Raw genomic sequence first — 348 nt, 5'->3', positions numbered from 1 at the left:
AAGTAGTTAGGTCAGGCTTCACATTGTATACAGACTGGGCTCCGCCTAAAGCGGTTCTGAAGCCAGTCATGACTTCATCAAAGATCAAGACACTTTCATGTTTGTCACAGACTTCTCGTAAGCTTTCTAAAAAGCCAGGTACTGGAGGAATGCAGTTCATATTCCCGGCAACGGGTTCGACAATAATCGCAGCAACCTGGTCACCCATTTCATCAAACAGTGCTTTAACTTGGTCTGCATCATTATAGGTAAGGGTGATTGTATGCTCGGCGACACTCGCAGGTACTCCAGGTGAATTAGGCACGCCAAGCGTTAGCGCGCCAGAGCCTGCTTTAACGAGTAGCGAGT

At 47.7% G+C, this 348-nt stretch carries 1 protein-coding gene; it reads right to left on the bottom strand.

The window, feature by feature from the left end:
* Positions 1-348: aminotransferase class III-fold pyridoxal phosphate-dependent enzyme (locus A3761_RS06395; RefSeq protein WP_156491675.1), on the bottom strand; the 348-nt coding region annotated here is incomplete at both ends.

The sequence above is a fragment of the Oleiphilus sp. HI0123 genome, from assembly GCF_001635315.1.
Note: the sequence above shows the minus strand (reverse complement) of the source record. Positions and strands in the feature narration are given on the sequence as shown.